At 66.1% G+C, this 26,207-nt stretch carries 23 protein-coding genes; 6 read left to right on the plus strand and 17 right to left on the minus strand.

Annotated elements, in window-relative coordinates:
• Nucleotides 1-4 precede the first annotated feature (4 nt).
• The 6 genes from VSR71_RS02980 to rfbB all read right to left on the minus strand — a co-directional run bounded on the left by VSR71_RS02980 (nucleotide 5) and on the right by rfbB (nucleotide 6,144).
• The gene (locus VSR71_RS02980) at nucleotides 5-1,420 is read right to left on the minus strand and encodes a mannose-1-phosphate guanylyltransferase/mannose-6-phosphate isomerase (RefSeq protein WP_342912432.1); all 1,416 of its coding nucleotides are present in this window, start codon (nucleotides 1,418-1,420) and stop codon (nucleotides 5-7) included.
• Between the two features lie 99 nt (nucleotides 1,421-1,519).
• Nucleotides 1,520-2,644 (minus strand): glycosyltransferase family 4 protein, encoded by a 1,125-nt coding sequence (locus VSR71_RS02985; RefSeq protein WP_342912677.1) that lies wholly within the window; start codon nucleotides 2,642-2,644, stop codon nucleotides 1,520-1,522.
• Nucleotides 2,645-2,722: 78 nt separating this feature from the next.
• Nucleotides 2,723-3,286: a dTDP-4-dehydrorhamnose 3,5-epimerase gene (gene rfbC, locus VSR71_RS02990; RefSeq protein WP_342912433.1), complete on the minus strand. Its 564-nt coding sequence runs from the start codon at nucleotides 3,284-3,286 to the stop codon at nucleotides 2,723-2,725.
• A complete protein-coding gene (gene rfbA, locus VSR71_RS02995; protein ID WP_342912434.1) occupies nucleotides 3,286-4,164 on the minus strand; it encodes a glucose-1-phosphate thymidylyltransferase RfbA in 879 nt (292 codons plus the stop codon). The genes rfbC and rfbA overlap by 1 nt, the downstream gene beginning before the upstream one ends.
• Before the next feature lie 8 nt (nucleotides 4,165-4,172).
• Nucleotides 4,173-5,090, minus strand: a complete 918-nt coding sequence (gene rfbD, locus VSR71_RS03000) for a dTDP-4-dehydrorhamnose reductase (RefSeq protein ID WP_342912435.1) — start codon at nucleotides 5,088-5,090, stop codon at nucleotides 4,173-4,175.
• Nucleotides 5,080-6,144, minus strand: a complete 1,065-nt coding sequence (gene rfbB / locus VSR71_RS03005; RefSeq protein ID WP_342912436.1) for a dTDP-glucose 4,6-dehydratase — start codon at nucleotides 6,142-6,144, stop codon at nucleotides 5,080-5,082. Before rfbB ends, rfbD begins: the two co-directional genes overlap by 11 nt.
• A 255-nt stretch (nucleotides 6,145-6,399) precedes the next feature.
• On the opposite strand from rfbB, the gene VSR71_RS03010 reads away from it, so the two are divergent.
• Entirely contained in the window at nucleotides 6,400-7,266 is an 867-nt protein-coding gene (locus VSR71_RS03010) for a symmetrical bis(5'-nucleosyl)-tetraphosphatase (protein WP_342912437.1), read from the plus strand.
• Between the two features lie 35 nt (nucleotides 7,267-7,301).
• Here VSR71_RS03010 and VSR71_RS03015 read toward each other — a convergent pair whose 3' ends face one another.
• From VSR71_RS03015 to VSR71_RS03045, 7 genes are all read right to left on the minus strand, one after another.
• On the minus strand, nucleotides 7,302-8,135 hold the full coding sequence (locus VSR71_RS03015; RefSeq protein ID WP_342912438.1) for a lysophospholipid acyltransferase family protein: 834 nt from the start codon (nucleotides 8,133-8,135) through the stop codon (nucleotides 7,302-7,304).
• On the minus strand, nucleotides 8,132-9,430 hold the full coding sequence (locus VSR71_RS03020; protein WP_342912439.1) for a dihydroorotase: 1,299 nt from the start codon (nucleotides 9,428-9,430) through the stop codon (nucleotides 8,132-8,134). The genes VSR71_RS03015 and VSR71_RS03020 overlap by 4 nt, the downstream gene beginning before the upstream one ends.
• Before the next feature lie 67 nt (nucleotides 9,431-9,497).
• Complete coding sequence (locus VSR71_RS03025; protein WP_115704367.1) at nucleotides 9,498-10,469, minus strand: aspartate carbamoyltransferase catalytic subunit; 972 nt, start codon at nucleotides 10,467-10,469, stop codon at nucleotides 9,498-9,500.
• 102 nt (nucleotides 10,470-10,571) lie between these two features.
• Nucleotides 10,572-11,108 (minus strand): bifunctional pyr operon transcriptional regulator/uracil phosphoribosyltransferase PyrR, encoded by a 537-nt coding sequence (gene pyrR, locus VSR71_RS03030; protein ID WP_342912440.1) that lies wholly within the window; start codon nucleotides 11,106-11,108, stop codon nucleotides 10,572-10,574.
• Entirely contained in the window at nucleotides 11,105-11,530 is a 426-nt protein-coding gene (gene ruvX / locus VSR71_RS03035; protein ID WP_342912441.1) for a Holliday junction resolvase RuvX, read from the minus strand. The genes pyrR and ruvX overlap by 4 nt, the downstream gene beginning before the upstream one ends.
• Nucleotides 11,523-12,095, minus strand: a complete 573-nt coding sequence (locus VSR71_RS03040; RefSeq protein WP_342912442.1) for a YqgE/AlgH family protein — start codon at nucleotides 12,093-12,095, stop codon at nucleotides 11,523-11,525. Before VSR71_RS03040 ends, ruvX begins: the two co-directional genes overlap by 8 nt.
• A gap of 122 nt (nucleotides 12,096-12,217) precedes the next feature.
• Nucleotides 12,218-12,925: a pseudouridine synthase gene (locus tag VSR71_RS03045; protein ID WP_342912443.1), complete on the minus strand. Its 708-nt coding sequence runs from the start codon at nucleotides 12,923-12,925 to the stop codon at nucleotides 12,218-12,220.
• A 118-nt stretch (nucleotides 12,926-13,043) separates the two neighbouring features.
• Here VSR71_RS03045 and VSR71_RS03050 point away from each other — a divergent pair, with 118 nt between their 5' ends.
• On the plus strand, nucleotides 13,044-14,612 hold the full coding sequence (locus tag VSR71_RS03050) for a deoxyribodipyrimidine photo-lyase (protein ID WP_342912444.1): 1,569 nt from the start codon (nucleotides 13,044-13,046) through the stop codon (nucleotides 14,610-14,612).
• A gap of 17 nt (nucleotides 14,613-14,629) precedes the next feature.
• Here VSR71_RS03050 and VSR71_RS03055 read toward each other — a convergent pair whose 3' ends face one another.
• The 3 genes from VSR71_RS03055 to hemC are packed head-to-tail and all read right to left on the minus strand — an operon-like array spanning nucleotide 14,630 to nucleotide 19,073.
• Complete coding sequence (locus VSR71_RS03055; RefSeq protein WP_342912445.1) at nucleotides 14,630-15,820, minus strand: heme biosynthesis protein HemY; 1,191 nt, start codon at nucleotides 15,818-15,820, stop codon at nucleotides 14,630-14,632.
• Nucleotides 15,821-15,824: 4 nt separating this feature from the next.
• Nucleotides 15,825-18,044, minus strand: coding sequence for a fused uroporphyrinogen-III synthase HemD/membrane protein HemX (gene hemDX, locus VSR71_RS03060; protein WP_342912446.1), 2,220 nt, complete (start codon nucleotides 18,042-18,044; stop codon nucleotides 15,825-15,827).
• Between the two features lie 9 nt (nucleotides 18,045-18,053).
• Nucleotides 18,054-19,073, minus strand: a complete 1,020-nt coding sequence (gene hemC, locus VSR71_RS03065) for a hydroxymethylbilane synthase (RefSeq protein WP_342912447.1) — start codon at nucleotides 19,071-19,073, stop codon at nucleotides 18,054-18,056.
• A gap of 68 nt (nucleotides 19,074-19,141) precedes the next feature.
• Here hemC and ppc point away from each other — a divergent pair, with 68 nt between their 5' ends.
• Nucleotides 19,142-22,234, plus strand: a complete 3,093-nt coding sequence (ppc, locus tag VSR71_RS03070; RefSeq protein WP_342912448.1) for a phosphoenolpyruvate carboxylase — start codon at nucleotides 19,142-19,144, stop codon at nucleotides 22,232-22,234.
• Nucleotides 22,235-22,469: 235 nt separating this feature from the next.
• Here the strand turns inward: ppc and VSR71_RS03075 are convergent, their stop codons facing one another.
• Nucleotides 22,470-23,081, minus strand: coding sequence for a ferritin-like domain-containing protein (locus VSR71_RS03075; RefSeq protein WP_428979337.1), 612 nt, complete (start codon nucleotides 23,079-23,081; stop codon nucleotides 22,470-22,472).
• A 144-nt stretch (nucleotides 23,082-23,225) separates the two neighbouring features.
• Here VSR71_RS03075 and VSR71_RS03080 point away from each other — a divergent pair, with 144 nt between their 5' ends.
• The 3 genes from VSR71_RS03080 to argH all read left to right on the plus strand — a co-directional run bounded on the left by VSR71_RS03080 (nucleotide 23,226) and on the right by argH (nucleotide 26,116).
• Nucleotides 23,226-23,825: an RNA polymerase sigma factor gene (locus VSR71_RS03080; protein ID WP_342912449.1), complete on the plus strand. Its 600-nt coding sequence runs from the start codon at nucleotides 23,226-23,228 to the stop codon at nucleotides 23,823-23,825.
• On the plus strand, nucleotides 23,822-24,565 hold the full coding sequence (locus tag VSR71_RS03085; protein WP_342912450.1) for an anti-sigma factor: 744 nt from the start codon (nucleotides 23,822-23,824) through the stop codon (nucleotides 24,563-24,565). The genes VSR71_RS03080 and VSR71_RS03085 overlap by 4 nt, the downstream gene beginning before the upstream one ends.
• Before the next feature lie 132 nt (nucleotides 24,566-24,697).
• Nucleotides 24,698-26,116 carry an argininosuccinate lyase gene (gene argH / locus VSR71_RS03090; protein ID WP_342912451.1) on the plus strand — a complete coding sequence of 473 codons (1,419 nt, stop codon included), beginning with the start codon at nucleotides 24,698-24,700 and terminating at the stop codon, nucleotides 26,114-26,116.
• Nucleotides 26,117-26,207: the final 91 nt, after the last annotated feature.

Raw genomic sequence — 26,207 nt, forward strand, 5'->3', positions numbered from 1 at the left:
GTTCTTAGGTTCTGCCATAGGAGTCCTCGAAGCGGACGATATCGTCTTCTTCGAGATAGTCTCCGCACTGGACTTCGATCATGACTAGCGGCAATTTGCCGGGGTTCTCAAGCCGATGGCGGTTGCCGGCCGGAATGTAGGTGGACTCGTTGGTATTGACCAGCAATTCCTTTTCGCCATTGATGACCTTCGCCATGCCGCTTACCACGATCCAGTGCTCGCTGCGGTGGTAATGCATCTGTAGCGACAGGGACGCACCCGGCTTGACTTCGATGCGCTTGATCTTGAAGCGCGTTCCACCTTCGAGCACCGTGTATGTGCCCCAGGGGCGATGCACCTTGCGGTGGATCTTGCTCGCCGCGTGGCCCTGGGAGTTCAGCTGGCGGACAATTTCCTTTACCTCCTGCGCTCGCGCCTTGTCAGCCACCAGCAAGGCATCGGCCGTGTCGACCACGATCAGGTCATTGGTGCCGACAAGGGTGACGAGCCGGTCTTCGCTTCGCACATAGCAATTCGCCGAATCGTGAAGCAGCGCCTCGCCTTCGACCTTGTTGCCGCACGAATCCGCATCGGACATATCGCTGATGGCAGACCATGACCCCACGTCGCTCCAACCGATTTCGCAAGGCACCACCGCTACAACGGCTGACTTCTCCATCAATGCGTAGTCGATCGAAATATTCGGCGTCGGCTCGAAGGTGTGCGGGTCCAAAGTACGTTGGACCCGCTTGTCCCCGCGCAATTGCTGTGAAGCTGACATGCAGGTCCGCATCGCTTCCAGCACGTCGGGGGCATGCTTTTCAAGCTCGGACAGGACGGTCCCAGCGCGAAAGCAAAAGATGCCCGCGTTCCAGAAATATCGGCCGCTTGCGCAATACTCTGTAGCCTTTTCCAGCGATGGCTTCTCAACAAAGCGACAAACCGTCGAGCCATCGGCCTCAATGTAGCCATAACCGGTCTCAGGACCCTCCGGCTGGATTCCCAGCGTAACGAGGTGCCCACGATCGGCCAGCAAGCGGGCCTGCGCAATTGCATTGGCAAACGCTGCCTGATCCTTGATGACATGGTCGGCCGCCAGGATCAGCAGCGTCGCATCGTCGCCATGACGCTCGGCGACGTCAAGCGCCGCAGCTGCAATAGCGGCAGCGGTATTCCGCCCAAACGGTTCGAGGAGATAAGACGTGGCAATGCCGGAGTCATTCACCTCGCGATACTCATCTTCGGTCTTGAAGAACAGTTCACGGTTGGTCACCGTCAGTACTTCAGTGACGTCGGGCAATGCCGCCGCCCGCAGGAATGTCTTCTGCAAAAGACTATGAGCCCCAGAGAGCCGAAGAAAGGGCTTGGGATGAAGCTCACGAGACACCGGCCAAAGTCTGGTACCCGCTCCACCCGAGAGAATCACAGGAACAAAAATCATAGAGGTTGCAAGCTCCGGTGTCCGGCTAGTATCCAAATCCAACATGTGTCCATGCCATACCACTGGTCAAATTCGCGGTCATACTGTCGCGCCCTTGCACTAGACCAGTGCATGAATCACACTCCGATAATGCTCAATGATAAATTTCTCGTCGAAATTCGATTGCATCTTGGCACGAGCCGCGGCACCCATCCGACGCCATCCTTCCCAGTCGCGCTGTACCATCGCCTCCATTTTCGCGGCGAGGTCTCGTGCGTCCCGTTCCCGGCACAGCAATCCCGTCTCTTCGTGATCGACTACATCCACACACCCCGGCACCGCAGTCGCTACCACCGGCCGCTCCATGGCAGCGGCCTCAAGCAGTGCCCGGGGAATGCCCTCGCGATAGGAGGGCAACACCACACAACTTGCCGCACCAATAACCGGGCGAATATCGCTGACGGTGCCTAGGTATTCGACTATGCCTTCTCTTATCCACGCTTCGACCTGGCTTTGCGGGATCGCGCTGGGACTGTCTCCACCCGCCGGGCCCACCATCTGAAATCGCACATGGTTGTACTTGGCCTTCAACGCACGCGCAGCGGCTACGTATTCGCCAACGCCCTTATCCCACAGCATTCTGGCGATCAGGACGAAACAGAATTGAACGGGCGCGGTTTCATTTGCCCCGACAATCGGAGCGTAGAATTCAAGATCGATTCCCTCACCCGGCAAAACCGTGCACTTCTTGCCGTCTACGAGGCCTGCCGATACAAAGGCCAGACGGTCATCCTGGTTGAGGAACCAGACCTGCCCCGAAAACCGTAGCGCGATGCGATACAGCATTTTGCTGACGATCGACACCACCCCCTTGTTGATGAAAACGTATCCCAGTCCGGTCGTGACCGCTATCGAGCGAATGCCTGCCAGACGCGCGGCCATCGAGCCATAGATGTTCGGCTTGATGGTGTAGTGAAAAATCAGCGCCGGCTTGACACGTCGATAGAGTGCCAGAAGCCTGGCGACCAGGCCGATGTCCTGGAAAGGATTGCGCCCCTGGGCGGACATCGTCATCGTATGGACGACACACCCCATTGCCTTAAGCGCGGCAACCTCGGGGTCCTCAGGCGCAACCACATGAACTTCGTAACCGTCGCGGATCAACGCGGCAAGCAGGCCCCGGCGGAAGCGGTACATCGACCAGGCCGTGTTGGCGCAGAACAGGATTACGCGGCGCGCCTGCACGTCACGAGTCGCACCATGCGCAAGTGCTCGATGTCCATCGCCGGGTTGTCGCAGGCAATCTTGCGTCACGACGTCACCTTAGTAAGGACTCGCGACATCGCGCAGCAGCGGCGCCGCGGCATCACGATCGTGCAGGATCAGTTCTTCGGTCGCTGGCCAGACTATGCCGATATCAGGATCGTTCCATGCAATCGCACGTTCGTACTCCGGATCATAATAGTCCGTCATCTTGTACAGCACGTCGGCATAGTCGGACGTCACCATGAAGCCGTGTGCGAAACCCTCCGGAATCCAGAGCTGGCGGAAATTCAGCGCCGACAATTTGACACCTACCCACCTTCCAAATGTCGGCGAAGCCTTGCGCAGGTCCACCGCAACATCCAATATCTCGCCGGCGATTACATGCACCAGCTTGCCTTGCGGCTTGCGAGACTGATAGTGCAGCCCCCTGAGCACGTTGCGCACGGACCTGGATTCATTGTCCTGGACGAACTTACGGCGGATACCGGTTGCGCGCTCGAAGACGCGCTCGTTGAAGCTTTCGAGGAAGTGACCGCGTTCGTCCCTGAACACGCAAGGTTCAAGGACCAGCACATCGGGAATCGAGGTAGGCGTAGCCGTCAGGCCGGGCCGCTGTGCCATTACCTGTACCTCTCCGCCAGCAGGCTGTGCAGATACTGGCCATACGAGTTTTTCGCCAGGGAATTGGCCATCTGCTCGACTGCTTCCGCGTCAATCCACTTGTTTCGGAAAGCAATCTCCTCCGGGCACGCAACCATCAGTCCTTGCCGCTTCTGCACAGTGGCAATGAAACTTGCTGCCTCCAGCAAAGAGTCATAGGTGCCCGTATCCAGCCAGGCGTAGCCGCGGCCCAGGACTTCCACGTCGAGTTGAGCCATCTCGAGATAGCACTTGTTGACGTCAGTAATCTCCAGTTCACCGCGCGGCGACGGGCAAATATCGGCCGCGATATCGCAAACCTGGTTATCGTAAAAGTACAGTCCGGTGACCGCGTAGTTGGAACGGGGTTCGGTGGGCTTTTCCTCGAGCGAGATGGCACGGAATTCGTCGTCAAACTCGACCACTCCATAACGCTCCGGGTCGTGCACGTGATACGCAAACACAGTGGCACCCGACTGCCGCGACGACACTTCCTTCAGTTGCCGGATCAGGGCATGACCATGGAAAATGTTGTCGCCGAGAATCAGCGTCGACGGATCGTTGCCCACGAAGTCGCGACCAATGATGAAGGCCTGTGCCAGGCCATCTGGCGACGGCTGGACCGCGTACTGGAGATTGAGCCCCCATTTGGAGCCGTCCCCGAGCATCTCGGTAAAGCGTGGCGTGTCTTCCGGCGTGGAGATGATGAGGATGTCGCGAATACCCGCCAGCATCAGCGTCGACAGCGGGTAGTAGATCATTGGCTTGTCGTATACCGGCAGCAGTTGCTTCGAGACCGATCGCGTGATCGGGTAGAGACGCGTGCCGGAGCCCCCGGCCAGAATAATTCCTTTGCGCATGGGTAGTATCAGGAAAGAATCTGATCGATGAGGTAATGAACGCCCGCCTGCCACTCCGGAAGGTGAATGTCGAACGTGTCGTGCAGCTTGCGTGTATTCAGGCGCGAATTCGCGGGCCGCTGCGCGGCACGTGGAAGCGCCATGGCAGGGATCGCCTCGATTCGATCCGGATCAACTCGCAGTACTACGCCTTTGCGCGCCGCGTAGCGCAACACTTCGGTGGCATAGCCATGCCACGATGTCTCGCCTGCGGCTGCCAGGTGGTAGATGCCCGACGGAAACGCGGCGCGGCTTCCGTGGATCCACGCCCGGTCGATGATGCGTGCCGTCACGTCGGCAATCAGCGACGCCGTTGTGGGCGCGCCGAACTGGTCGTTCACCACGCGCAACGTATCGCGCTCGCGTCCCTGCTCAAGGATTGTGCGCGCAAAATTGGTGCCGTGCGCGCCGGCAACCCAGCAAGTGCGCAACACGACTGCCGAAGCATTCGTGCCGGCAATGGCCCGCTCACCCGCGAGTTTGCTCTTGCCGTAAACAGACAGCGGGCCGACTTCGTCAGTCTCCTGATGCGGTGTGTCGCCGGAGCCTGCAAACACGTAATCTGTGGAATAGTGGACCAACAGGCTGCCCAGCGAGCATGCTTCCTCGGCGAGGACACCGGGAGCAACACCGTTGACCGCAAAGGCCAACTCGCTCTCGAACTCAGCCTGATCCACCGCGGTATAGGCTGCCGCATTGACAATCACATCAGGCCGTAGCCTGCGCACCACGGCACGGACGATATCCGGCGCGCCAAGATCACAATCGGCGTGGCCCAGGGCAAACACCTGGCCCAACGTGGCCAAGCTGCGCCGCAACTCGAAACCGATTTGCCCGTTGCTTCCCGTTACAAGAATGCTCGGCGCCTCAGGTCGTTTATGCAGCATATTGCTTGGCCACCCAGGTCCGATATTCGCCGGAGATCACATCTTGTACCCATGGCTGGTTCTCGAGGTACCACACCACGGTCTTGCGCAAGCCCGATTCGAACGTCTCTGCGGGTCGCCAGTTCAGTTCGCGCTCGAGCTTGCGGGCATCGATTGCATAACGACGGTCATGGCCCGGCCGGTCCTTGACGAACGTGATCTGATCGCGATAGGAGCCAACCGCCTTGGGCTTCAGCTCGTCGAGCAGATCGCACAAGGTATGCACCACCTCAAGGTTCGTTTTTTCGTTCCAGCCGCCAACGTTGTATGTTTCCCCGAGCCGGCCTCTAGCAAGCACTTCGCGAATGGCGCTGCAGTGATCCCCGACGTAAAGCCAGTCGCGCACATTCTGCCCGTCGCCATACACAGGCAACCCCTTGCCCGCCAGGGCATTGGTGATCATCAGCGGGATCAGCTTCTCAGGGAAGTGATACGGGCCGTAGTTGTTGGAGCAATTCGTGGTTACGACTGGCAACCCGTAGGTGTGGTGATAGGCACGGACGAGATGGTCCGAAGCTGCCTTCGACGCGGAGTAAGGGCTGTTCGGTGCATACGGCGTCGTTTCGGAAAACTGGGGATCCTGCGGTCCCAAGGATCCGAAAACCTCGTCCGTGGACACATGCAAAAAGCGGAAGCGGGCTTGTTCGCCCTTATCAAGACTGCTCCAGTAGGCGCGCACGGCCTCCAATAGGGTAAAGGTCCCTACGACATTGGTCTGGATGAACTCAGCTGGACCATGGATAGACCGGTCAACATGGCTTTCGGCAGCGAAATGGACGACGGCACGCGGCTCGTATTCAGTCAGCAAGCGATCAAGGGCAGCACGGTCGCAAATATCCGCTTGGGCAAAGACGTGGCGCGGATCTCCGGTCAGTGAGGCCAGCGTCTTGAGATTCCCGGCATATGTCAGCTTGTCAACATTGACAAGGCTGTCTGCCTCAGGCCGGGCCAGCCAGCTGAGAACAAAATTGGCGCCGATAAACCCCGCCCCTCCCGTGACCAAAATGTGCGACAAAACGCTTGCTCCCTGTCCTTCGATATGTTTCGAGTAGCCGACAAAAGCCGACCGTCCGCCAGTGCCTGTGGAAGCTGGCGGAATCCTTAAGTCCTTGTGGAAGTGGCGGTATTCTATCTGAGCCGAGCCGCCTGACCCGGATCAATACCTAACTTTTTGTAGCGTCTTGTAACGCTTCGCCGAATCGATTATGCGATGCTATGTGCATTTCCTGCCGAACTTTCCCGACCATCTGCATATATCGGCGACTTCCCAATGTTCGTTAATCGACTCCACTCCGAATCAGAATCAGAATCAGAATCGCCCTTCGCCATTGGGGATCTTCAGGGCTGCTCCCCCTCCCTCCGCGACCTCCTCGGCCATCTGCCATCCGAGGCACCGCTTCGCTTCGTTGGCGATGTCGTCAACCGCGGCCCGGCCTCAATGGAGACATTGCGTACCGTTCACGCCATGCGCATACGCGCCGAAACTGTCCTCGGCAACCACGACATCCACCTCCTTGCCGTAGCCGCCGGCGTCCGCAAGAGAGGCAAATCGGACACCCTGGACGACATCCTCGCCGCATCCGACTGTGAGGAACTCCTGACCTGGCTCCGCCACCGCCCCCTTGCCCTCAAGGAAAACAACTTCCTCCTAGTCCACGCCGGCGTCCTCCCCCAATGGACCGCCACCCAGGTCATCGATCTCGCCCAAGAAGTCGAAGCCCAACTCCAAGGCCCCAACTGGCAAGGCTTCCTCGCCGACATCTTCGGCAACACCCCTGACCGCTGGCACGACGGCCTGCGCGGCATCGAACGGCATCGCGTGGTGGTCAATGCCCTTACCCGACTGCGCTATTGCACCGTCGATGGCGTGATGGACTTCAAGACCAAGGAAGGGCTCGGCAAGGCGCGGGATGGCTTTATGCCATGGTTCGATGTGCCGGGACGGCGCACCGGGGATGTCACCGTGGCGTGCGGTCACTGGTCGACGCTGGGCCTGGTGATGCGGCCGGACCTGATGGCGCTGGATACCGGCTGCGTCTGGGGCGGCAAGCTGACGGCGGCGCGCATGGCGGCGGATCCGGCCGAGCGGACCGTGGTCCAGGTCGATTGCCCGCAATATTGTGATCCGCTGGCCTGAGGCGCAATCCCGAGTTGGCGGGGAGGACAACCGCGCTAGCTGATGGCAGCGGAGGCTGCCGTGGGTTCGGCGGCAGGGGTGGCCGGCCGATTCACCCGCTCGGCCGTTGCCACTGCCTCGTCACCGGCACCCTGCGCGAGATGCTCCACGACATCGCGGGCGGCGCTTGCCAGCTCCCGGCGGTCGGCCGACGCCGGCGCCAGCGCCGGGCCGATGACCACCCGCGCCTTGATGCGGGGGGCGCGCAGCACGGCGTTCAGCGACTGCAGCAGCGTGGTGTCGTCGATGTAGGCGGCGGCCAGCGTCGGCTTGCCGGTGGCCGCGTCCAGGTAGTTCAGTCCGATCGGCTGCACTGGCAGGCCGCCGGAGATCGGGGCCTGCATCAGGTTGGCGTGGAACGGCAGCACCCCGGTACCGTCGGTGGTGGTGCCTTCGGGGAACACGCCGACGAGGTCGCCCTGCAGCATGACGTCGGTGATGTCGTGCAGGACCCGGTGGGCGTCGCGCTTGCGCGCGCGTTCGATGAAGATGGTGCCGGTCTTGTCACACAGCCAGCCGATCAGTGGCCAACTGCGGATCTCGGACTTGGCAACGAACCGTACGGGCTGCCAGCTATGGATCACATAGATATCCAGCCACGAGATATGGTTGGACACGACCAGCGCGCCCTGGCGCGCAGCACCGTGGGGGGCCGCGCCGCGGACGTCGACGACTTCGATCTCCACCCCGCAGATGCGCAGCAAACGCCGCGACCAGCGCCGGATGTGCCATGCGCGCGAGCGTGCGCCCAGCCACGGAAACAGCACCGCGCAGGTCAGCACCCCGCGCAGCAGGTGCAGCACCAGCGCGGTCTTGCGCAGCCAGATCATGCGTTCGCGTGGTGGTTGCCGTTACCGTTGCCGTAGACGATCTGGCCGCCGACCAGCGTCATCCGCACCTTGCCTTCCATCTCGTAGCCGAGCCACGGCGTGTTCTTGCCCTGGCTCTTGATCGAGCGGCGATCGACCTTCCACAACTGCTTGGGATCGAACACGCAGACATCGGCGGCGGCGCCGGCGGCCAGCGTGCCGGCCTTCAGGCCGCTCACGCGCGCGGGCTCCGAGGTGATCCGGGCCAGCGCCTGCGCCAGCGATACCTTGTGCTCGGCGGCCCAGCGCAGGGTCAGCGGCAGCAGCAGTTCCAGGCCGGTGGCGCCGGGGGTGGCTTCGGCGAAGGGCAGCAGCTTCTCGTCGTCGTCCACTGGGGTGTGGTCAGAGCACAGCGCATCGATGGTGCCGTCGGCCAGCGCGGCGACGATGGCGTCGCGGTCGCGGGTGCTGCGCAGCGGCGGCGAAAAGCGCATCTGCGAGTTGAAGTAGCCGATATCCATGTCGGTCAGCGAGACGTGATGGATATTGACGTCGCAGCTGACCGGCAGGCCTTCGCGCTTGGCCTGGCGCACCAGTTCCAGCCCGGCGGCGGAGGACAGGCGGCACAGGTGCACGCGGGCGCCGGTGGAGCGCATCAGTTCGAAGATGGTGTGCAGGCGCACGGTCTCGGCAATCACGGATACGCCGGACAGGCCGAGGCGCGACGCCACGGGGCCGCTGGCGGCGACGCCGCCACCCAGGAACGGGTCTTCCGGGCGCAGCCAGACCGTGAAGCCGAAGGTCTGCGCGTACTGCAGCGCGCGCAGCAGCACCTGGGTGTTGCGCACCGGCTGCTCAGCCTGGCTGAAGCCGACGCAGCCGGCTTCGGTCAGCTGGTTCATTTCGGTCAGCACTTCGCCTTTCAGCCCCAGTGTCAGCGCGCCCAGCGGGTAGACGTGGGTCTGGTTCAGCGTGCGGGCGCGGAACTTGAGCATCTCGACCAGGCCCGGCTCGTCCAGCACGGGATCGGTGTCGGGCGGGCAGATCAGGCTGGTGACGCCGCCGGCGGCGGCCGCGGCGACTTCGGATTCGAGGGTGGCCTTGTATTCGTAGCCGGGCTCGCGCAGGCGCGCGGAAAGGTCGACCAGGCCCGGGCAGACGATCAACCCTTTGGCATCGATGACCTTGTTGGCGGTGAAGTCCGCCGGGGCGCTGCCGACGCCGACGATCTTGCCGGCGGCGACATAGAGGTCCTGCACGGCATCGGTGTTGCTGGCGGGGTCGATCAGCCGGCCGCCCTGGATGTGAATCTTCATAGCTTGGCTTGTCGTATCGGTCGTATCGCTTGGCGTGTTCAGTAGGTCTTGGCTATGCCGCATCGTTTCAGTCGTTGTTCCCTGCCACGATGCCCATCACGGCCATGCGCACGGCGATGCCGAAGGTCACCTGGTTCAGGATCACGGACTGCGAGCCGTCGGCCACGGCGGAGTCGATCTCCACGCCGCGGTTCATCGGGCCCGGGTGCATCACGATGGCGTCGGGCCTGGCCAGCGCCAGGCGCTCCGGCGTCAGGCCGTACGCCTTGAAGTATTCCTGTGCCGACGGCAGCAGCGCGCCGCTCATGCGCTCGTTCTGCAGCCGCAGCATGATGACCACGTCGACGCCCTTCAGGCCTTCTTCCATGTTGTGGAAGACGCGCACGCCCATCTGCTCCAGGCCGGACGGCAGCAGCGTGCGCGGGCCGATGGCGCGCACTTCGGGCACGCCCAGCGTGGTCAGGGCGTGGATGTCGGAACGCGCCACGCGCGAATGCAGGATGTCGCCAACGATCGCTACTGTCAGGTTGGTGAAGTCCTTCTTGAAGTGCCGGATCGTGTACATATCCAGCAGGCCTTGCGTCGGGTGCGCATGGCGGCCGTCGCCAGCGTTGATCACATGCACGTGCGGCGCGACGTGCTCGGCGATCAGGTAGGGCGCGCCCGAGCTGGCATGGCGTACCACGAACATGTCGGCGGACATGGCCGACAGGTTGTTGATCGTGTCGAGCAGCGACTCGCCCTTGCTGGTCGACGACGCATTGATATTCAGGTTGAGCACGTCCGCCGACAGCCGCTTGGCCGCGATCTCGAAGGTGGTGCGGGTGCGGGTGGAGTTCTCGAAGAACAGGTTGAACACGCTCTTGCCGCGCAACAGCGGCACCTTCTTGACATCGCGGTCTGAGTCGGACAGCGATACGAACTGGCTGGCGGTATCGAGGATGTGCGTGATCATGTCACGCGACAACCCCTCGATCGACAGCAAATGCTTCAGTTCGCCGTTCTTGGTGAGCTGCGGGTTGCGGAACGTCTTGGTCATGGCAGGTCGGGCGCGGGCAAAAAACGGGGTGGTCTTGGTCGTCTCGTGGCAGGCGGCAGGCGCGCGCTACAGTGCATTGCGGCGCCTGCATGCAACGCCGGGTCAGCCGGCGGCGGTATCGGCAGGTTCGGTGGCGAAGGCGAAGCGCGCGTCGGCGCCCTCGCCCTGGCGCGACAGCACCAGCGTGGTGCCGCGCGGCAGTTCGATCTCGGCGGCCACCAGGTCGGCGGCGATCGGCAGCTGGCGCCCGCCGCGGTCTGCCAGCACGCCCAGCGCCACGCGCGCCGGGCGGCCGTAGTCGAACAGTTCGTTGACGGCGGCGCGGATGGTGCGGCCGGTGGCCAGCACGTCGTCGATCAGCAGGATGTTGCGGTCTTCCACGGCAAACGGCAGCGTGGTCGACTGGGCCTGGCTGTGCAGGCCTTTCTTGGCATAGTCGTCGCGATGGAAGGCAACGTTGATCACGCCATGCTCGGGCAGGTTCAGGTCCCGGGCCAGGCGCACGGCGATCCACGCACCGCCGGAATGGATGCCTGCCACCGACCAGCGTTCACGCTCGGCGTCGGGGATCAGGGCGCGGGCCTGGTCCAGCAGCTTGCGGTACAGCGCCTCGGCGTCGGGTGCGGAAATCTGCGTCATAGCGGGAATTGGTCGAAATACTGTTGCAGGATGATGCGCGCGGCTTCGGCGTCGAGTTCACCGCGGCGCGCGCCGGCCATCGAGGCGGCGCGCGAGGAATAGCGCTCGTCCACCCATTCCACCGGCAGGTTGAAGCGGCCGTTGAGCTGGTTGCCGAAGCGCCGCGCCAGCCGCATCATCGGCTGCTCGTCGCCATCCGGGTTGACCGGCATGCCAACGATCAGCTGCACCGGATTCCACTCGTGGATCAGCGCTCCAACGGCCTCGAAGCGGCCTTCAACGGTGATATTGGGAAGGATGGTCAGCGCGCGCGCCTCGCGCGTAATGAAGTTGCCGAGGGCAACGCCGATCTTTTTCTCGCCGTAGTCGAATGCCAGGACCGTGCCGTCGCGGGGCAGTTCACGCCCCACGGCGTCAGGCATGCCCGGCCTCGCCCGACAGCATGTTGACGTCGACGCCCAGCAGGCCGATGGCCGCGGCAAAGCGTCCTTCGGGCGGCACGCTGAAGATGATCTCGGGATCGGCCTGGACCGTCAGCCAGCCGTTGCGGCTGAGTTCTTCTTCCAGCTGGCCGGCACCCCAGCCGGAATAGCCCAGCGTCAGCAGGAAGCGGTGCGGGCCGCTGCCGTTGGCCACGGCCTCCAGCACGTCCTTGGAGGTGGTCATTTCCAGCCCGCCCGGCACCGCCAGCGACGAGACATAGACGCCGACCGGGTCGTGCAGCACGAAGCCGCGCTCGGTCTGCACCGGGCCGCCGAAGTAGACCGGCTGGTGCGCCACTGGCTGGATTTCAAGCTTGAGGTCGATCTTGTCGAACAGCGTGGCCATGTCGATGTCGATAGGCCGGTTGATCACCAGCCCGAGCGCGCCACGCTCATTGTGTTCGCACATATAGACGACGGAACCCGAAAAGGTCGGATCGGCCATGCCAGGCATGGCAATCAGGAACTGATTGGTCAGATTGATGGGTGCTTCGGGCTTCGCCATGCCTTGCATTTTATCAAATCGCCGGGGGTCTTCCGGAAAAGATTAGCGGGCGTTGCAGTGCAGCAATGGGCGCCCGCGCAGGCCGCTTGCCGGATGTTACCGGCCGATGATACGGCCTTTGTTCATGCCTTGCGGGTCAGCGCTGCGAGCTCGTCCGCTGTCAGCCAGCGCCATTCCCCTTCAGCCAGCTCCGGGTCCAGCTGCAGGCTGCCGAGCGCGCTGCGGTGCAGGGCGCTGACGTGGTTACCAGCCGCGGCCACCATACGCTTGACCTGATGGTACTTGCCCTGCAGCAGGGTCAGGCGCAGGCTGTGTTCGCCGGTGATCTCGCAGGCTTCTGCGGCGATCGGCGCCGGTTCGTCCAGCAGTTGCACGCCAGTAACCAGTGCCTGCGCCTGTTCCGGCGTGACCGGCTCCGCAGTCGTCACTTCATAGACCTTGGGCACCTTGCGCTTGGGCGAGGTCTGGGCGTGGATAAACTGGCCGTCATCGGTCAGCAACAGCAGGCCGGTGGTGTCGTGGTCGAGCCGGCCCACGGCCTGGACGTCGCGCTGGCGCAGCGGGACCGGCAGCAGGTTGTAGACGCTGGGATGGTGGCGCGGGCGCTGCGAGCACTCATAGCCGGCGGGCTTGTTCAACATCAGGTAGGCCTTGGTGCAGGCGATCCACTCCTCGCCGTCGACGGTCAGGTGCAGGCCGTCCACCTCGAACTGGGCGCGCGGATCCTCGCACGGCTCGCCGTTGACTTCGACCAGCCCGGCGGCGACCAGGTCGCCGCAGTAGCGGCGGGTGCCGAAGCCCTGGGATTGGAGAATGCGGTCGAGTGTCATGTGCTTTGTTGCTGTATTCGTTGTTTGGATGGCGGATCGGTGCCAACCGCTATGTTAGGGTATTGGCGCGACGCAACCCCGCGACAGCCGTTTCCTTCGACGCCATCACGCAGCGAGCATGCAGCCAGCAGACCCTTCGCCATCGGGCCGCAAACCTTACCGTATCGGACAGGATTTCGAGCGCGGGCTGGTCTGGTTCCGGCGCGACCTGCGCGCCAGCGACCACGCGGCGCTGCATTATGCCCTCAGGCACTGTGCCCGGGTATGGTGTGTCTTCGTGTTCGACCGCGACATCCTGGATCCGCTGCTGGCGCGCGGCCTGCAGGCCGACCGGCGCGTCGAATTCATCCTCGATTCATTACGGGAGCTGGCCGAGACGCTGGCCGCGGCCGGAGGCGGGCTGATCGTGCTGGACGACCGCGCCGTCGACGCCGTTCCCGCGCTGGCGCAGGCACTGGACGTCCAGGCGGTCTTTGCCAACCATGACTACGAACCTGCCGCCATGGCACGCGATGACACCGTGCGCCAGGCTCTGGCGGCACAGGCGCGCTTGCTGTTCACGTTCAAGGACCAGGCCATTTTCGAATGCGACGAGATCCTGAACGGCCAGCGCAAGCCCTTCTCGGTGTTCACGCCCTACAAGAATGCCTGGCTGCGGATAGTGCAGCCGTTCGACCTGCGTCCGTATCCGATCGACCCGTACCTGCAAGCGCTGGCGCCGGTACCGGAGGCGTATCGCCAGCCGTTGCCCACGCTCGAGCAACTCGGCTTTCGCACTAGCAACCTTGCCGAGATCGCCATGCCGACCGGGGCCGCCGGTGCGCAAGCCCTGTTCGAGGAATTCACCGAGCGCATCGGCGACTACGGCCGCCGCCGCGACTACCCTGCCCTGCGCGGCCCCAGCTACCTGTCGGTGCACCTGCGCTTCGGCACCATTTCGATCCGCACGCTCGCACGCGCCGCGCATGAAGCCGTGCTGCGCGGCGGCGCCGACAGCGCGGGCGCGGCGGTGTGGCTGTCGGAGCTGATCTGGCGCGATTTCTATTTCATGATCCTGCACCACCATCCGCGCGTGGCCGACGGTGCGGCCTTCCACCCGGCTTACGAAAAGATCCGCTGGCAGGACGGCGCAACCGGCGAGCGCTATTTCCGCGCCTGGTGCGACGCGGCCACCGGCTATCCGCTGGTCGATGCCGCCATGCTGCAGATCCGGCAGAGCGGCTACATGCACAACCGGCTGCGCATGGTCACGGCCAGCTTCCTGGTCAAGGACCTGGGCGTGGACTGGCACCGCGGCGAGCAGTACTTTGCCGACCAGCTCAATGATTTCGACTTGTCCGCCAACAACGGCGGCTGGCAATGGGCAGCGTCAACCGGCTGCGATGCGCAGCCGTGGTTCCGCATCTTCAACCCCGTGACCCAGTCGGAGAAGTTTGACCCGCAAGGGCGCTTTATCCGCAAGTACCTGCCCCAGCTGGCGGCGTTGCCGGACAAGTACCTGCATGCGCCATGGACCGCCCCCGACCATGTGCTGGCGGATGCCGGCGTGCGCCTGGGCGAGGACTACCCGCGTCCGCTGGTGCAGCACGATGTGGCACGCAAGGAAACGCTGGCGCGCTATGCGGTGGTGAAGGAAGCCGGCAAGCGCGGCGCCGCCGGCATGGAACAGGACGGCCCGGACGAATGAACGCCGGTGGCGGCTGCTCAGGCCGCCAGCATCGCGCTTTCGCGATAGTGCCGCTGCGCCTCCTCGAAACGCTCGGTTTCCTCGAACATCCGCGCCAGCGCCAGGTGGGTGCGCACGCGCAGCCGGCGCTGCTGGTCGATATCGGCATACTTCAGCGCGCGCTCGAAGCTGGACTGGGCCTTGCCCCACAGCTTCTCGCCCAGGCACAGTACGCCCAGCGTGTAGTAGAGGTCGGCATCGGCGGGATGCTCCGCCAGCCATTTCTCTGCCTGCTGGATCTGCGGCAGTGCGTGGCCTGGCACCGCGCAGTCGGCGTAGCGCAGCACCAGCCGGCTGTCCCAGTTGGCCTTGAGCGCGTCCTCGACGATGCGGCGGGCTTCGTTCTGACGGCCCAGCGCGGCAAAGTAGCGCGCGGCGGGCTCGGCGATGCGTGTGGCCCGGCGCTCGTCGGCGGACAGCGAGCGCCAGAATTCGCCCAGCGCGTCGGCATCGTGGCGGCGTTCGTCGAGCATGGCCTCGACCGCCATCTGCTTGAGCCGCAGCGCCAGCACCGGATGCAGCGCGTTGCGCTTCTCCAGCGAGCGCGCCAGGCGCAGCACTTCGGACCAGTTCTTCAGGTGCTGGTGCGCGCGCAGCGCGATGCGCTGCACATGGATCTGGCGCGCGCCCTGCGCCTGCAGCTGGGCGATGGTTTCCAGCGCGCCGTCGGCGTCGCGGGCGTCGACCAGCAGCTCGGCCATCGACACCAGCCGGGCCTGCTCGCGCTCGGGATCGGTGACCTGCGACATCCAGGCATCGCGCCGGTCGGTCTCCTGCATCCGGTGCGCGGCGCGCGCGCCGATCAGCGCGGCGGTCTGGGCCTGGTCTTCCCACGACTGGGCCTCGCGCGCGCAGCGCTCGGCGCGGGCGAAGCGGCCGGCGAACAGGTTTTCGATCGACTCGCGGAGCGCCGCCTGCGCCTTGTTCATGCGGCTGCGCTCGCGGTACGCGGCGGCACGGCGGGGCATGTCGCCCAGATGGCGGATGGTGGACATCACCGTCCAGACCACGAAGAACAGCAGCAGCAGCAGGGCCAGCGCCAGGTTCAGCGACAGCTCGACGCGGTACGGCGGATAGAACAGCACCACATTGCTGTGGTTGAACTGCGTGAACAGCGCCAGCCCGACGGCGCCGCCGAACAGGACCGCAACCCAGAACAGAAGGCGCATGGGCTTACTCCTTCTTCAGGGCGTGCAGCGCGCCCAGGCTCTCGGACATGGTCGGCAGCTGCACCGTCACCGCGCCTGCCTGTGCCTGCCTGAGCAGCGTCAGCACGCCCTGCACGCGGCGCGACTTGGTGTCGAAATAGCGCCCGATCATTGCCTGCGCCGCGGCCAGGTCATTGCGGAACACCGGCTCGTTGCGCGACAGCAGCGCCAGCCGCGCATTGAGCAGGCGCAGCTTGACGTTCTCGCGCAGGAACCAGCCCTGGTCGCCGGACAGCAGCAGCGCTTCGGCATCATCGACCTTGCGGATGCGGACGACCTGGGCCATTTCTTCGCGCAAATAGTTCCACAGGCGCGAGAACCAGCCGTTGCTGGCAGCGGCCGCCGCCGGGGCGCCGGCGCCGCCCTTGCCGGCCGCGCCATCCTTGCGGGCATCGGCCTCGGTGCGTTCGAGCATGCGTTCGCTGGACAGCAGCGGCAGCGCGTCGACCTGATTGATGGCTTCGTCCAGCTTGATCGCGGCGCCGGTCAGGTCGGTGTCGGGCACGGCCTTCATGCGCGCGATGTCGCGGGCGATGGCACGGCGCAGCAGGTTGTATTGCGGCTTGTCGGTGCGCGCCAGGCGGGCGTCGGCGCTTTGCAGCGCGGCCAGCGCGACTTGCACGTTGCCGGTCAGTTGCAGCTGCTGGCCGGCGTTGGTCAGCAGTTGCTGGATCTCGGCGATTTCCCAGTCGTCGCGGTTGCGCATCAGGTCCTGGTAGACCTGCTCCAGCGCCACCTGCTTGTCGCGGGTCTCGCCGACCTGGTTCTCGAGCGCGCCGACCTTGGCCTGCAGTTCCTTGACGGTGTCCTGCGCGTTGCGCGTCAGCACGCGCGACTCCTGCACCAGCGCGTCATTGCTTTGCTGGCGCCGGGCCAGTTCGCCGGTCAGGTGGTCCACGCGCTGCTGCAGCCACCAGAAGCCGCCGGCGGTGGCGACCACCAGCACGGCCACCAGCGCCCACAGCGCAGCGGGCTTGCGCGCGGCGGCATGGTGGCCGGCGGAGACAGCGGAAGCGCCGGAGCCCGGAGCGGGCGCGGAGGCCGCCGAGGGCGGCGATGTAGCGGAGGAGGACGTGGTTTCTTGCGTCACGCGTTCGACCTTCGTTGACGTTGCGGGGACTGCGACGGCCGGCGCGGGCGCCGGTGCCTCGGCGCGCGCCGGGCTGGTGTCTGTTATCGCACTGGCGCGGCCAGATGTACCGGGAGCACCGGGAGCACCGGGAGCACCGGGAGCACCGGCAGCTCCCGACACAGCGGGCACCGGGCCCGGCACCGGCACCGGACCGGCGTGGGCATCGGCCCATTGCAGGCACGCCGCGAGCAGGCCGGCATCGCCCGGCGCGGCGCGCAGGATGTGGCTGAACCCCAGTGCCAGCGCTTGTTCGGCGATTCTCGCATGCGGCGCGATGCACTGCACCTGCCGCAGGCCGGCATTTTCCTGCGGCGAAAGATGTTGACGCGCGAGCGTGTCGAGGTTACGCACGGCCTCGGAGCTGGTCAGCAGCCATACATGGGGCGGCGCGCCGGCCTGCAGGCTGTCGCGCACGGCCTGCCATTGCATCGCCCCGGGCTCGGGCAGCGTGCGCCGGTAGGCCTCGACGGCCTCGACCTCGGCGCCGGCTTCGCGCAGGCGGTCGCCGAGCCAGTCGCGGCCGCCGTTGCCGCGGACGATCAGGACGGGCTTGCCGGCAAGCGTGGCGGGATCGAGCCGGGCCCAGAGTGCCTCGGAATCGAAGCGCGGGCCATCGACGTCGTGGTTCGAGTCGTGATTGAGACCGTGATGGCCATTGTCGCCGACGTCATCGGCGCCCTGCCCGTTCGCGGCGGCGCCGGCAGGCGCGATCACCCGGCAGGTCGGCGGCGCGATGCCGCGCTCGGCCAACGCCGCCACGCTGGCCGGACCGACCACGGCGGCCGGCACCTGCGCCGGCCATTGCGCCGTGGCGGCGCCCTGCACGCCCGCCAGCGCATCCAGCGCATAGGCAATGGCGTTGGGACTGACAAAGACCACCAGCGCAAACTGATCGAGCCGCGCCAGGGCCGCTCGCAGCGGCGCGTCGTCGGCGGCCGGGCCGATCGCCAGCAGCGGAAAGCTGAGCACGTCGAGACCGGCGGCCTGCAGCGCCTCGGTCAGTTGCCGGGACTGCCCGGCGGGTCGTGTGACAACGACGGTCGGGCGGGGCATCGGTCAGCCTCAGGCGGGTGCTTGCGTGCCGGGCGAGCCGGCTGCCCGATCGTCGAGCGCGGCGAGAATCGCTTCGGCCCCTTGCGCCAGCAGGTCGCGCGCGCAGGCCTGGCCCAGCGCCTCGGCGGCGGCCAGATCCGCGGCCGGGCCCGCGGCCGCGGCGCGCAGGCCGCGCGTGCCGTCGGGCATGCCGACAAAGGCGTCGAGTTTGAGCTGGTCGCCTTCCCAGTATGCGTGGGCCGCCAGCGGCACCTGGCACGAACCGCCCAGCATGCGTGCCACGGCACGCTCTGCAGTCACGGCCAGCAGCGTCGGCTGGTGGTTGAGCTTAGCCAGCCATGCGGCGAGCTCGGGGCGGTTGGCAGGGATCTCGATGCCGAGCGCGCCCTGCCCCGCAGCAGGCAGCGACGATTCAACGGGAATCAGCGCGCGGATGCGGTCGTTCAGTCCCAGTCGCTTGAGCCCCGCGGCGGCCAGGATGATGGCGCCGTATTCGCCACGGTCGAGCTTGCCGAGCCGCGTGTCGAGGTTGCCGCGCAGCGGCTTGACCACCAGGTGAGGATAGCGCGTGCGCAGCAAGGCCTCGCGGCGCAGGCTGGAGGTGCCGACCACGGTGCCCGGCGGCATCTCGTCGAGCGAGGCGAAGCTGTTCGAAACCAGCGCGTCGCGGGGGTCTTCGCGCTCCATTACGGCGGTCAGCGCGAAGCCGGCGGGCAGTTCCATCGGCACATCCTTGAGCGAATGCACTGCCAGGTCCGCGCGGCCTTCGTCCATCGCGAACTCCAGTTCTTTGACAAACAAACCCTTGCCGCCGACTTTCGACAGCGTACGGTCTAGAATCTGGTCTCCGCGCGTGGTCATGCCCAGAATGGACACGTCGCACGCGGGATAGTATTGTTGCAATGCAGCACGCACATGTTCAGCCTGCCACATGGCCAGACGGCTCTCGCGGGAGGCAATGACGAGCTTTTGCGGAAGGTTGCTAGACACGACAGCAGTTGAAGAAGACGGGGTGGCGGATGCTTGCATCCGTCAATGGTAGCACGCGCCCCAATAGCCGCTCCGCACCATATCAGATAAGCAGACGAGGAGATTGCATGACGCAGCACGCCGCGCGCCCCACTGGCCGCAAGACCGCCGCTTCTGGCGCTTCGGGTACCTCCGCCGGCGCTTCGGCCGCGAAGGATCCGGCCGCCGGCCTTGGTGAAGCAAACGGCGCATCCGCCACCAAACCGACCCGCGCGGCCCGCCGCGGCGGCACCGAAGGCACCAGCGGCACGTCACGCACTGCGAAGCGCGTCACCAAACCCCAGCTTGCCATCGTGTCGAGCAACGGAACCACCGTCGCGGCCGCCGCCGGCCGCCGCACCCCTGACAAGGACCTGCCGCTGCGCGAGGACATCCGCTTCCTGGGCCGCCTGCTTGGCGATTGCCTGCGCGAGCAGGAAGGCGACGCCGCCTTCGAGGTGGTCGAGACCATCCGCCAGACCGCGGTGCGCTTCCGCCGCGAGAACGACCGCGCCGCCGGCGCCGAGCTGGACCGCCTGCTCAAGCGCCTGTCGCGCGACCAGACCAACCAGGTGGTGCGCGCGTTCAGCTATTTCTCGCACCTGGCCAATATCGCCGAGGACCAGCACCACAACCGCCGCCGCCGCGTGCATGCGCTGGCCGGCTCGCCGCCGCAGGCCGGCAGCCTGCAGCACGCGCTGGAGAAGATCGACGCCGCCGGCGTCACCGGCAAGCAGCTGCGCAAGTTCCTGGACGAGGCGCTGATCGTGCCGGTGCTGACCGCGCACCCGACCGAAGTCCAGCGCAAGAGCATCCTGGACGCCGAGCGCGAGATCGCCCGCCTGCTGGCCGAGCGCGACCTGCCGATGACCGCGCGCGAGCGCGAGCACAACACCGCCCAGCTGCGCGCCAAGGTCACCACGCTGTGGCAGACCCGCATGCTGCGCGACGCGCGCCTGACGGTGGCTGACGAGATCGACAACGCGCTGTCGTACTACCGCACCTGCTTCCTGCGCGGCATTCCGCAACTGATGACGGAGCTGGAAGAAGACATCGCCGCGGTGTTCCCGGCCACGCGCAAGCGCAAGGGCACCCCGGGCACGCAGCCGGCGCCCCTGGCGCCGTTCCTGCAGATGGGCTCGTGGATCGGTGGCGACCGCGACGGCAATCCCAACGTGACCGCCGAGACCCTGGAGCATGCCTCCAGCCAGCAGGCCCAGATGATCCTGGACTGGTACCTGGACGAAGTCCATGCGCTGGGCGCCGAGCTGTCGATGTCGACGCTGATGGTCGATGCCAGCCCCGAGCTGCTGGCACTGGCCGAGCGCTCGCCCGATGTTTCCGAGCACCGCGCCGACGAACCGTATCGCCGCGCGCTGATCGGCATCTACGCGCGCCTGGCCGCCACCTGCACGACGCTGACCGGCCACGCCGCGCCGCGCCGCCCGGTGGCGCCGGCCGAGCCCTATGACAACGCCGAAGCCTTCGCCGCCGACGTGCAGGTGGTGATCGACTCGCTGCGCCAAAACCACGGCCAGGCGCTGGCAGGCGCGCGCATCGACGCGCTGGCGCGTGCCATCGGCGTATTCGGCTTCCACCTGGCCTCGGTCGACATGCGCCAGGTGTCGGACGTACATGAGGCGGTGATCGCCGAGCTGTTCGCCGCCGCCGGCATCGCCGCCGACTACGCCGCCCTGCCCGAGCAGCGCAAGCTGGAGCTGCTGCTGGCCGAGCTGCGCCAGCCGCGCCTGCTGACGCTGCCGTGGCATGAGTATTCCGAGCAGACCCGCAAGGAACTGGCGATCTTTGCCGCCGCGCGCGAGCTGCGCAAGCGCTACGGCAAGCGCATCGCGCGCAACTACATCATCTCGCACACCGAGACCCTGTCGGACCTGGTCGAAGTCATGCTGCTGCAGAAGGAGTCCGGCATGCTGCAGGGCACGCTGGGCAGCAAGACCGACCCGGCGCGCATGGAACTGATGGTGATCCCGCTGTTCGAGACCATCGAGGACTTGCGCAACGCCGCCGGCATCATGCAGTCGCTGCTGGACCTGCCGGGCTTCGATTCGGTGATTGCGCACCATGGCGTCGAGCAGGAAGTGATGCTCGGCTATTCGGACTCCAACAAGGACGGCGGCTTCCTGACCTCCACCTGGGAGCTGTACAAGGCCGAGCTGGCGCTGGTTCAGCTCTTTGAAGAGCGCCAGGTCAAGCTGCGCCTGTTCCACGGCCGCGGCGGCACCGTCGGCCGCGGCGGCGGCCCGACCTACGACGCGATCCTGTCGCAGCCGCCGGGCACGGTCAACGGCCAGATCCGGCTGACCGAGCAGGGTGAGATCATCAACAGCAAGTTCGCCAACGCCGAGATCGGCCGGCGCAACCTGGAGACGGTGGTCGCCGCCACGCTGGAAGCGTCGCTGCTGCCGCAGCAGAACGCGCCCAGGGACCTCGACATGTTCGAGGCGGTGATGCAGCAGCTGTCCGACCGCGCCTTCTCGGCCTACCGCGACCTGGTCTACGAGACCCCGGGGTTCAAGGACTACTTCTTCGCCACCACGCCGATCACCGAGATCGCCGACCTGAACCTGGGCTCGCGCCCGGCGTCGCGCAAGCTGATGGACAAGAAGCACCGCCGCATCGAAGACCTGCGCGCGATCCCCTGGGGCTTCTCGTGGGGCCAGTGCCGGCTGCTGCTGCCGGGCTGGTACGGCTTTGGCAGCGCCGTGAAGGCGCTGCTGGACCGCGCCCCGGACGACAAGGCACGCAAGTCCGCCGTCACCACGCTGCGCCGCATGGTCAAGACCTGGCCGTTCTTCTCCACGCTGCTGTCCAACATGGACATGGTGCTGGCCAAGACCGACCTGGCGGTGGCTTCGCGCTACGCGCAGCTGTGCGATGACGCGGCGCTGCGCCGCAATGTGTTCAACCGCATCAGCAAGGAATGGCACCTGACCTGCGAGATGCTGGCGCTGATCACCGGGCACCAGGACCGGCTGGCGGACAACCCGCTGCTGGCGCGGTCGATCAAGAACCGGTTTGCCTACCTGGATCCGCTGAACCACTTGCAGGTGGAGTTGCTGAAGCGCTACCGGGCGGGCAAGGACGGGGACGATATCCGCGTACGGCGGGGTATCCACCTGACCATCAACGGGGTGGCGGCGGGTCTGCGCAATACTGGATGACGACCGCTCGCAGAAGACAAAAGCGGGCCGCCGGTTTGCTCCCCTCTCCCGCGCAAGTGGGAGAGGGGCCGGGGGTGAGGGCTGGCGCCTGCAACGGGCGGCGGCCTCCCCGTTACCAGACCCCGATCTGCCGGCAAATCGACCCCCTGCAGTCCTGCCAGCGCCTGCCCTCACCCCCCTGCCCCTCTCCCGCTAGCGGGAGAGGGGAGCAAACAATCGGCAAGTCCTTGTCGTTTCAGCCCACAAACGCCCCCGGCACCGGGTCCTCGCCCAGCGCATGCAGCAGGATGGCCCAGTGCATTGCCTCGTCCCCGAGGATGCTGCCGGCGGCCCGGGTCAGCTCGCGGTTGTGGAAGTTCGGCAGCACGCCCAGGTAAGCGGCGGTCGCGCCCTTCTCCAGCCCCGCGGCAAAGCGCAGCACATCGGCCTGGTTCTTCAGGCTTTCTGTCGGGAACTTGTATTCCGACGCTTTCTTCGCCATCACCGGCGTGCCGCCCAGCTTCGACACCGTCCCGGCCAGCACCTGCGCATGGGCCTTGTGGTGATCCTGGAACTTCACGGCGGTGGCCAGCACCGGCTTCTGCAGCAGCCCGCTTTCGGCGCCGACCTGATAGGCGGCGATCGCCTGGTACTCCAGCCCCAGCGCGGTATTCAGGATATTGATGTCGTCTTTGGTGCTGCCCGACTGCGTCTGCGCCCACGCCGGCATCGACTCGCCGAGCGTGATGACGGCCAGCGAGCCGAGCGCGAACAGGCCGGGCGCCTTGAGCAAGCCCCGCCGGCGGGCATCCGGCAGCGTGACGATGGTTCCCGCCTCGTGCGCGGGTGTCTCTGACATGCGGTCCATGGTGTTCTCCTGTGAGGGATGACAACGTGGCGCCCCGTTGGCCGGGGTGCCTGGCTTGCGCCTGTCACTTCTACGCACGCGCCGCGCGTTTGGATGCAGCGCTACCTATAATCCGGCAAAGCTCCCTTGCAAGGACCTGTCCCGGTGCCGTCCTCCACCCAGCCGTCCTATGCCGCGCCTGCCGGTCCCGATCGGCTGGAGGCACTGCTGCAAGCCGTGGCCGTGGGCGACCGCCAGGCACTGCGCGGCCTCTATGACCTCACCGCGACGAAACTGTTTGGCCTCGCGCTGCGTATCACTGGCAGGCGCGATTGGGCGGAGGATGTCGTGCAGGAGAGCTTTGTCAGCATCTGGCACCACGCCGGCGACTACCGGCCGCACTTGGCCGCGCCGATGACCTGGATGACCGCGATCGTGCGCAACCGGGCGCTCGACAGCCTGCGCCGCGCCGCTGCCGCGCGCGTTGCGCAGACCGTCGAGCTGGAAGAAGACCTGGGCGAATGGCTGGCCGACGACGCCGCCGGTCCCGCCGAACTGGCCGATGCCAGCCAGCAGGCGCGCGCGCTGAACCGCTGCCTGCAACGGCTGGAGCAGGCGCAGCGGCAGGCCATCGTGCTGGCGTACCTGCACGACCTGAGCCATGCCGAGCTGGCGGCGCGGCTGCGCGTGCCGCTGGGCACGGTCAAGTCCTGGGTGCGCCGCGGCCTGGAACGGCTGCGCCACTGCATGGAGGCGGCGACATGAAGCTGGCCGCCCATCCCGAGCTGCTCGACCGCCTCGCCGCCCAGTACGCGCTGGGCGTGCTGCGCGGTGGCGCGCGCCGGCGCATGGAACGCCTCGCGCGCGAAGAGCCGGCGGTGCACGCCGCCATTCTGCGCTGGCAGGACCGGCTGGCCGGCGTGTCAGAGCTGCAGGCCACGGCGGAACCGGTCGACAAGGTCTGGTGCGGCATCGAAACCCGGCTGGGCTGGAAGCCGCCCGTTGAGGCCGAGCCTGCCAGACCCGCTGAACAGCCGGCGGCCGGCTGGTGGCAGCGGATGTGGTCGACACCAGTGTTCTGGCGCGGCGCGGCGGCGGCCATGGCCGTGGTGACGGTGCTGTCGATCGGAATCGGCATGCAGATGGGACAGCAGCGCGAGGCCGCGCCGGCCGCGGTCATCGCCGTGCTCAACGACGACCGCGCCCAGCCCGCCATGCTGGTGTCCTGGGATGCGAACGCACGCAGCCTGATCGTGCGGCGCCTGGACCACATGAAACTGAGCGAGCAGCAGGTGCTGCAGCTGTGGGCGCTGCCGGCCGACGGCAAGCCGCGCTCGCTCGGCGTGATCGGCCGGGCGCCGCAGGCCCGCCTGGCGATGGCCGAGCCCCCCGCCGCGGTGCCGGCCCTGGCGGTCAGCATCGAGCCGGCCGGCGGCTCGCCCAATGCCGACGGGCCGAGCGGCCCGGTGGTCTTCAAGGGGCCTGTGCTCCACAACCCGCTGTAACCGGCGCCCGGCCGGCGCCGCCATGCCCCCGGCGGACGATATAATCGCCCTTTTCCCCAATCTCCAATTCGCTTGCGCCCGCCGCCGCTCATTGCGCCGGCCGCCCGCGGCGAGCCACTGCAGCCGACGTCCATGTCCACCTCCCAACTTGCCAAGAAAGGCGAAGCCTGGTCCGCACGCTTCTCCGAACCGATGTCCGACCTGGTGAAGCGCTACACCGCCTCGGTGTTCTTCGACAAGCGCCTGGCCCTGTTCGACATCCAGGGATCGCTGGCCCACGCGGCCATGCTGGCCAGGCAGGGCATCATCGCCGAGGCCGACCGCGCCGAGATCGAGCGCGGCATGACGCAGATCCGCGGCGAGATCGAGGCCGGCAGCTTCGAATGGAAGCTGGACCTGGAAGACGTCCACCTGAATATCGAGGCGCGCCTGACCGCGCTGGTCGGCGATGCCGGCAAGCGCCTGCACACCGGCCGCTCGCGCAATGACCAGGTCGCGACCGACATCCGCCTGTGGCTGCGCAGCGAGATCGACAACATCATCGCCCTGCTCGGCGCACTGCGCACTTCGCTGCTCGACCTGGCCGACCAGAACGCCGACACCATCCTGCCGGGCTTCACCCACCTGCAGGTGGCGCAGCCGGTGACCTTCGGCCACCACCTGCTGGCCTACGTGGAAATGTTCACGCGCGACGCCGAGCGCATGGCCGACTGCCGCAAGCGCGTCAACCGCCTGCCGCTGGGCGCCGCCGCGCTGGCCGGCACCAGCTATCCGATCGACCGCGAGTTCGTGGCGCAGCAGCTGGGCTTTGACGGCGTCTGCCGCAATTCGCTGGACGCCGTCTCGGACCGCGACTTCGCCATCGAATTCTGCGCCGCCGCCGCGCTGGTGATGACGCACGTGTCGCGCTTCTCGGAAGAGCTGGTGCTGTGGATGAGCCCGCGCGTCGGCTTTATCGACATCGCCGACCGCTTCTGCACGGGCAGCTCGATCATGCCGCAGAAGAAGAATCCCGACGTGCCAGAGCTGGCGCGCGGCAAGACCGGCCGCGTCAATGGCCACCTGATCGGCCTGCTGACGCTGATGAAGGGCCAGCCGCTGGCGTACAACAAGGACAACCAGGAAGACAAGGAGCCGCTGTTCGACACGGTCGACACCGTCGTGGACACGCTGCGCATCTTCGCCGACATGGTGCCGGGCATCACCGTCAAGCCGGAAGCGATGCGCGCCGCCGCGCTGCAGGGCTACGCCACCGCCACCGACCTGGCCGACTACCTGGTCAAGAAGGGCCTGCCGTTCCGCGATGCCCACGAAGCCGTGGCCCACGCTGTCCGTGCCTGCGACAGCCGCCAGTGCGATCTGGCCGACCTGACCGTGGCCGAGCTGCGCGACGTGTCCGGCCTGGGCGACAAGGCCGCGCTGATCGGCGACGACGTGCATGGCGTGCTGACGCTGGAAGGCTCCGTTGCCGCGCGCAGCCATATCGGCGGCACCGCGCCGGACCAGGTGCGCGCTGCCATCGCGGCGGCACGCCAGGCGCTCAACGGCTGATCCAGTCAACCCCATCGCGGGTTAGCCAGTCCGGAAAAACGGGAGCCTCGGGGCTCCCGTTGTTTTATTCGGTACGCCCAACGTACCGCCA

Source organism: Cupriavidus oxalaticus (genome assembly GCF_038900635.1).
GTDB classification, from domain to species: domain Bacteria; phylum Pseudomonadota; class Gammaproteobacteria; order Burkholderiales; family Burkholderiaceae; genus Cupriavidus; species Cupriavidus oxalaticus_B.